Here is a 6,080-nt window from a genome sequence, read left to right as displayed (position 1 = left end):
CCCGGCCCGACGGCGCGGGTCCGGCGTCGGCGGGCGGCGCAAGACCCTCCGGACGTCGTCGCACCCGGCCGGAATGTGAGCTGCGATACCCGGAGTCGGCGATAGGACGTTCCCACGGAGCGCGACTGTCGGGCAGGCCCGACTCGTGCTCCTCACCCACCGATTCCCTCGCCTCTCCGCGGATGTTCCGCTCTCGTACGCATCCGCCACCACGGCGATTCCGTCATGATACTGGCGGCCTCGGTCCGGATCGAGCGTCCGCCGAGCACCGGTCCGGTTCGTCCGGCCCGCACAGCGGACCCTGCGGTCAGCCGCCCGAGTGCATGACGTCGGCGCCCGCCGGCACCATGCAGTCCTCCGGGTCGTCGAGCCAGCCGTCCGGCAGTGCGACGGTACCGGGGGAGCCCTGGCGCCCGCGCGGGCCCTCCGCGTCCTTCGGGAAGGGCACGGTCGGATCGAGCCGGCCGAGCAGGTCGTCCAGCTCGGCGAGACCGGACACGCGCGCCAGGGCGTTGCGCACATCGGATCCGGCCGGGAAGCCGCGCAGGTACCAGGCGATGTGCTTGCGAATCTCACGCATGCCGCGGTCCTCGCCGTGGTGGTCGGCGAGGAGTTCGGCGTGCCGGCGCATGATGGCCGCCACCTCGCCCAGGTTCGGCGGGGTGGGCATGGGGGTGCCGTTCAGTGCGGCGCTGAGTTCGGCGAACAGCCAGGGCCGGCCGAGGCATCCGCGTCCGACGACGACGCCGTCGCAGCCGGTCTGCTCCATCATCTTCTGGGCGTCCTCGGCGGCGAAGATGTCGCCGTTGCCCAGCACCGGCACGTCGGTGACGTGCTCCTTGAGGCGGGCGATCTCGTTCCAGTCGGCCTCACCCGAGTAACGCTGCGCGGCCGTGCGGGCGTGTAGCGCGACGGCGGCGGCGCCCTCGGCCGCCGCGATCCGGCCCGCGTCGAGGTGGGTGTGATGATCGGCGTCGATGCCGATGCGGAACTTCACGGTCACCGGGATGTCGGTGCCCTCGGTGGCGCGGACGGCGGCCGCGACGATGTTGCCGAACAGCCGCCGCTTGTACGGCAGCGCCGAGCCGCCGCCCTTGCGGGTGACCTTCGGCACGGGGCAGCCGAAGTTCATGTCGATGTGGTCGGCGAGGTTCTCGTCGACGATCATCTTCGCGGCCTGGTACGTGACGTCCGGGTCGACGGTGTACAGCTGCAACGACCGCGGCGTCTCGGTGGGACCGAACGTCGTCATGTGCATCGTGACGGGGTGGCGTTCCACGAGTGCCCGGGCGGTGACCATCTCGCACACGTACAGCCCCGACGTGCTCCCCGACCGCTCGAGTTCGAGTTCGCGGCACAGGGTGCGAAAGGCGACATTGGTGATTCCCGCCATCGGCGCGAGTACGACCGGGCTGTTCAACTCGAGCGAGCCGATGCGAAGGGGTGACATGAAAGAACCTCGAAGACGGCGTGAAGAAGAAGTGCGTGCAACTGTGCCCGGCACCGAATCCGGTACCGGGCACAGGATAGCTGTTCGGGGCCGCTGCTCCCGAATCACGGAACGGCCTGGATCAGGACGCGGCCTCGTTGCGCTCGCGGCGGGCGGCCTCGCGGGCGAGGGACCGATCGCGCATCTCCTCGAACTTCACCGCCTGCTTCTCGAGATCCTCGAGGAAGGTGCCGAGCTCGTCGAGGATGCGGGCGCCCTCGGCACCGAAGTCCTCACGCTCGAAGATGCGCCACTTGCGGAGCACCGGCATGACCACCTCGTCGAGGTGCTGACGCAGGTCGTAGATGCCGTGCTTGGCCATCAGCACGCCGTTGCGGCGGAAGTTGGGCATACCGGCGCCGGGCATCTGGAAGTTCTTCAACACGTCTGTGATCGCCGCGAGGGTCTGGTCCGGGGCGACGTCGAGGGCCGCTTCGCAGATGTTGCGGTAGAAGATCATGTGCAGGTTCTCGTCGGCGGCGATGCGCTGGAGCATCTTGTCGGCGATCGAGTCGTGGCACGCCCGGCCGGTGTTGCGGTGCGAGACGCGGGTGGCCAGCTCCTGGAAGGTGACGTACGACACCGAGTGCAGCATCCCGACCTCGTTGGGCGAGGCGAACCCGTTGGTCATGTGCTCCATGCGGGCGTTCTCGAGGGCGACGGGGTCGACACCGCGGGTGACGACGAGGTAGTCGCGCATCACGATGCCGTGGCGGTTCTCCTCGGCGGTCCAGCGGCCCACCCAGGTGCCCCAGGCGCCGTCGCGCGAGAAGCTCTCGGCGATCTCGCGGTGGTAGGACGGCAGGTTGTCCTCGGTGAGGAGATTGGTGATCATCGCGGCCTTGGCGACCTCGTCGAGCTTCGACTGCTCGGGCTCCCAGTCCACGCCACCCATGGCGGCGAAGTTGCGCCCCTCGTCCCAGGGCACGTAGTCGTGGGGGTGCCAGTCCTTGGCCATCGAAAGGTGGCGGTTGACGTTCGCCTCGGCGACGGGCTCCAGCTCGCGCAGAAGCTCCAGCTGAGTCAGAACTCGCGTCATTCCGTTTACCTCTCCATAACTGTGCGTGTCACGTACGAATTACAGCCTACGGCACCGTAGGTTCGGCACCCGTTTGTCTGTTACCTGTTCCAAGTTCGGCCGACCGGGGCCTACCCGCCGATGGGATCACTCACAGACGGCGACGTCGTTATCATACCGGGGCGCGAACGGCGTCCCGGGGCGACGCGCGGGGGCAATCCATATCCCGCCGTGACCTCAGCGCTTGCCGGCGCCGAGGAGTCCGCCGAGCAGCTCGCCCAGGCCACCCCCGTTGCCGCCGAGAACGCTGCCGAGCACTCCGCCGAGACCGCCGCCGCTTCCGGTGCCGTTCGTCGCGCTGCGCAGGAGCCCGCCCAGCAGCTCGCCCAGGCCGCCCTGGCCGCCGGAACTTCTGCCGACCTGCTCGGCCAGGTACGTCAGCACGATCGGGGCGAGGATGGGCAGCAGCCGTGCGACGAGGTCGTTGCCGCCCGCGCCGTCGGCTCGGCCCAGCGTCTGCACGACCCGGTCCTTGTGGTCGCCGAACACGTTCGCCACGATCCGGTCGCCGTCCGCGGTGTCCACGTCGGTCACGTCCACTCCACCGTCGAGCAGGGCCGGGTTCCGGTGCTGGTCGAGCGCGGACAGCAGGGACGAGGCGCCGTCCGGATGCCGTGTGTTCGCCTCGAGGCCGCCGACCAGCGTGGGCAGGGCGGCCCGCACCGCCGTCGCCGCCGTCTGCTCGTCCACGTCGAGCCGGCGGGCGATCTGGTCGACCGGAATCCGCGAGAGGAGATCGTCGAGGGAAGGCATGGGAACCGAGGGTAGCCACCGTGGTCGCCCGCTCCGGGATCCCGCGTCGGCGTTTCGGCTACGGGGACGCCCGCCGCCCCGCGATCACCGCGCACAGCAGGGCGACCCCCAACCCGCTGAGCAGTAGCACGAACCCCGTCTGGTTGGTCAGCGCGGTAGCGTGGTTGACCTGCACGTAGTCGCCGAACCGCTGATAGACCCGCACCGCGAAGGCGCCGGTCGCGACGAGGCCGATCACCACCCCGGCCCAGCCGGCCACCGCCGAGTCGAACAGGGCGGCCAGGAGCAGCAGCACGGCGGCGAGCACGAGCGGCGCCGCCAGTGTCTGATGGACGGTCAGGTCGGCTGCGCCGAGGGCGGAGACGTCGCCGGCCGCGATCCCGTCGCGCAACTCGGTCAGCGGGACGTCGGTCGGCCGGGTCCCGGCCAGCACCGGGAGAAACGAGCCGATCCCCAGGGCGACGGCGGACAGGAACAGACCCAGGTCCACGAAGCTGCGCACGCCACTCCCATCGATCGTCGGATCGGTTTTGTGAGCGACCACACCCTAACCGCAACTCGGGTGCGGCAGCAGCGCGGAACCGACGATTCGGGCGCCGTGTCGGGCTTGCGGGTACGTAATCTGAGGGGAGCGGCACACCCGGACCCGGAAGGGGAACAACGCAATGGTGGGCAACGAGACGGTGCAGCGGTCGGGGCTTCCGCCGTGGGCCAAGAAGTCCCTGTGGAGCGTCGGGGCCCTGCTCGCGCTGGTGGTCGCGTACTTCGTGCTGGCGGCATTCGTCCCCCGGTGGTGGGCGCAGCGTATCGCCGGGCTGGCCGATGCCGGCTTCGCCCGCGGGATAGCCTGGGGCCTGCTGTTCGGCCTCGTGTGCACGTTCGTGCCGTTGGCCCTGTTCGCCGCCGCATGGCGGATCAGGACGTGGCGCCGGCACCGCGTCCTGCAGGTGGTGTTCGCCGCCGCCGCCGTGGTGGTGGCGATCCCCAACCTGATGACGTTGAGCATCGTGCTGGGCAACGGGAACGCGGCCCATGCGGGGGAGCGGATCCTCGACGTCGACGCCCCCGGCTTCCGGGGCGCGACGCTTGTCGGTGCCGTCGTCGGCGTGATCGTGTTCCTGGTGTTCGCGGCCCTGAGTTACACGTACCGCAAACGCGGTCGCGACCTCGAGCGGGAGCGTGACGAGCGGGGCCGGCAGGAGCCGGAGCTACGAAGCGACCGGCCGGGCAAGGTGGCCGGCGCTCCGGAGTAACGGGCGACGACGAGCCGCCTCGTGCCGGGGCGCTCCCGTCCTTCCGGACGGACGAGGGTGTGGTGCCCCCACCAGGGCTCGAACCTGGGACCTGCGGATTAAAAGTCCGTAGCTCTACCAACTGAGCTATAGGGGCGTGGGCGCACAGTCTAGCTGCATCGCGCCGGACAACAGTATCGGACGCGCGGGCCGTTCGAAGGCTCGGGTGCGCACCCCCTGCGGCGCACCCGAGCCGCGCAAAAGCATACCACTTGGTGTGTTCTCTGCGAAGGCCGGAAAACGCCTGGTTGCGGGCGTGGGGGCCGGACGGCGGCTACAGTGGCGTCCGGGGGGGACTGCCGGTCACGTACGGAGGCACGAACCCCCCATGTCACGTCAGCAAGAGCGGGCGCGGCGCACACGCGCGGCGATCGTCGAATCCGCGGCGATCGAATTCGCCCGGCGCGGATACGGCGCCGCCTCGGTCAACGCGATTCTCGAGCACTCCGGGGCCACCAAGGGTGCGATGTACTTCCACTTCGATTCGAAGGAAGCGCTCGCCCGGGCGGTGCTCGCGGAGGGCCTCGAGCGCTACCGGGTGATCGCCGACCGGTGGCTGGACGCGCCGGGGCTCGATCCGTTCGAGCGGCTGTACGGCCTCGTCGGAGATCTCGCCGATGCCCTGCACGGCGACGTCATCATCCAGGCAGAGTTCAAGCTCGTGACCGAGCCCGAGTTCGACGCGGAGGCCAAACTGCGCGGCAGCTCGGTGTGGGGGAAGGCCGGTCACCGGCTCGCCGTCGAGGCGCAGGAAGCGGGGCTGTTCCGTGCCGGGGTCGACCTCGAACGGTTCCTGGGTGTGCTCAGTGCGTGCCTGGCCGGGCAGCGCTACTTCCACGACCTCACCGCGGAGGACGTCGACGTCCGGGCCCGGTTCGCGGAATGCCTGGACGTCTGCCTCGAGGCGACGGCTGCGCCGCAGTGGCTCGAGCGGCGGCGTGGGGCGCCGGAGTTGCGCCTCGAAGGCGAACAACCGGCGTGACCTGCTGATTTGTGAATCCGGAAACCCGTGTCCTAAGCTATCCAAGCTCCCAACGGAACGCGAACCCGTTGAGGGTGCGGGTCGGAGTAATCCGGCGGGCCCCCTTCGTCTAGCGGCCTAGGACGCCGCCCTTTCAAGGCGGTAGCGCGGGTTCGAATCCCGTAGGGGGTACGCTTGCGGAAGCAGTATCACCGCATGCAGTACGGTTTGACCACAAGTGAAGAGCATGGCCCTGTGGCGCAGTTGGTTAGCGCGCCGCCCTGTCACGGCGGAGGTCGCGGGTTCGAGTCCCGTCAGGGTCGCAGAGTTGGCAATTGGCATTCGGTTCGGGTGCCGTCCGGCCAGGTAGCTCAGTTGGTACGAGCGTCCGCCTGAAAAGCGGAAGGTCGCCGGTTCGATCCCGGCCCTGGCCACCACACAATTTCATACGGTAGACCCACCGCTCGGCGGTGGGTTTTCTGTGGAAACCCCTTCGGGGGTGCACAC

6 protein-coding genes and 4 tRNA genes are annotated in these 6,080 nt (G+C 69.4%); 5 read left to right on the top strand and 5 right to left on the bottom strand.

Going from position 1 to position 6,080, the window contains the following annotated elements; translation table 11 throughout:
* Positions 1–307 precede the first annotated feature (307 nt).
* The 4 genes from dusB to CQZ88_RS14805 all read right to left on the bottom strand — a co-directional run bounded on the left by dusB (position 308) and on the right by CQZ88_RS14805 (position 3,822).
* The gene (dusB, locus tag CQZ88_RS14820; protein WP_044475953.1) at positions 308–1,450 is read right to left on the bottom strand and encodes a tRNA dihydrouridine synthase DusB; all 1,143 of its coding nucleotides are present in this window, start codon (positions 1,448–1,450) and stop codon (positions 308–310) included.
* 121 nt (positions 1,451–1,571) lie between these two features.
* Positions 1,572–2,528 carry an acyl-ACP desaturase gene (locus CQZ88_RS14815; protein ID WP_006936396.1) on the bottom strand — a complete coding sequence of 319 codons (957 nt, stop codon included), beginning with the start codon at positions 2,526–2,528 and terminating at the stop codon, positions 1,572–1,574.
* Between the two features lie 216 nt (positions 2,529–2,744).
* Entirely contained in the window at positions 2,745–3,320 is a 576-nt protein-coding gene (locus CQZ88_RS14810; protein WP_006936393.1) for a DUF937 domain-containing protein, read from the bottom strand.
* Positions 3,321–3,378: 58 nt separating this feature from the next.
* Positions 3,379–3,822 carry a hypothetical protein gene (locus tag CQZ88_RS14805; protein ID WP_102799957.1) on the bottom strand — a complete coding sequence of 148 codons (444 nt, stop codon included), beginning with the start codon at positions 3,820–3,822 and terminating at the stop codon, positions 3,379–3,381.
* A 163-nt stretch (positions 3,823–3,985) separates the two neighbouring features.
* Here CQZ88_RS14805 and CQZ88_RS14800 point away from each other — a divergent pair, with 163 nt between their 5' ends.
* Entirely contained in the window at positions 3,986–4,573 is a 588-nt protein-coding gene (locus CQZ88_RS14800) for a hypothetical protein (RefSeq protein WP_102799956.1), read from the top strand.
* Positions 4,574–4,633: 60 nt separating this feature from the next.
* Here CQZ88_RS14800 and CQZ88_RS14795 read toward each other — a convergent pair.
* Positions 4,634–4,709 (bottom strand) — tRNA-Lys (locus CQZ88_RS14795).
* Between the two features lie 231 nt (positions 4,710–4,940).
* Here CQZ88_RS14795 and CQZ88_RS14790 point away from each other — a divergent pair.
* From CQZ88_RS14790 to CQZ88_RS14775, 4 genes are all read left to right on the top strand, one after another.
* Entirely contained in the window at positions 4,941–5,594 is a 654-nt protein-coding gene (locus CQZ88_RS14790; protein ID WP_006936388.1) for a TetR/AcrR family transcriptional regulator, read from the top strand.
* 98 nt (positions 5,595–5,692) lie between these two features.
* Positions 5,693–5,765 (top strand) — tRNA-Glu (locus tag CQZ88_RS14785).
* Positions 5,766–5,822: 57 nt separating this feature from the next.
* Positions 5,823–5,896, top strand: a tRNA-Asp gene (locus tag CQZ88_RS14780).
* Positions 5,897–5,933: 37 nt separating this feature from the next.
* Positions 5,934–6,010, top strand: a tRNA-Phe gene (locus tag CQZ88_RS14775).
* The last annotated feature ends 70 nt before the right edge of the window (positions 6,011–6,080 follow it).

It is taken from the genome of Rhodococcus sp. ENV425, from assembly GCF_002887785.1.
Taxonomy (GTDB): Bacteria; Actinomycetota; Actinomycetes; order Mycobacteriales; family Mycobacteriaceae; genus Rhodococcus; species Rhodococcus aetherivorans.
Note: the sequence above shows the minus strand (reverse complement) of the source record. Positions and strands in the feature narration are given on the sequence as shown.

What these genes read in the sequence shown, in the direction of transcription:
- CQZ88_RS14815 (WP_006936396.1), bottom strand. Translation starts at nt 2,528, where the DNA reads ATGACGCGAGTTCTGACTCAGCTGGAGCTTCTGCGCGAGCTGGAGCCC.
- CQZ88_RS14810 (WP_006936393.1), bottom strand. Translation starts at nt 3,320, where the DNA reads ATGCCTTCCCTCGACGATCTCCTCTCGCGGATTCCGGTCGACCAGATC.
- CQZ88_RS14800 (WP_102799956.1), top strand. Translation starts at nt 3,986, where the DNA reads ATGGTGGGCAACGAGACGGTGCAGCGGTCGGGGCTTCCGCCGTGGGCC.
- CQZ88_RS14790 (WP_006936388.1), top strand. Translation starts at nt 4,941, where the DNA reads ATGTCACGTCAGCAAGAGCGGGCGCGGCGCACACGCGCGGCGATCGTC.
- dusB (WP_044475953.1), bottom strand. Translation starts at nt 1,450, where the DNA reads ATGTCACCCCTTCGCATCGGCTCGCTCGAGTTGAACAGCCCGGTCGTA.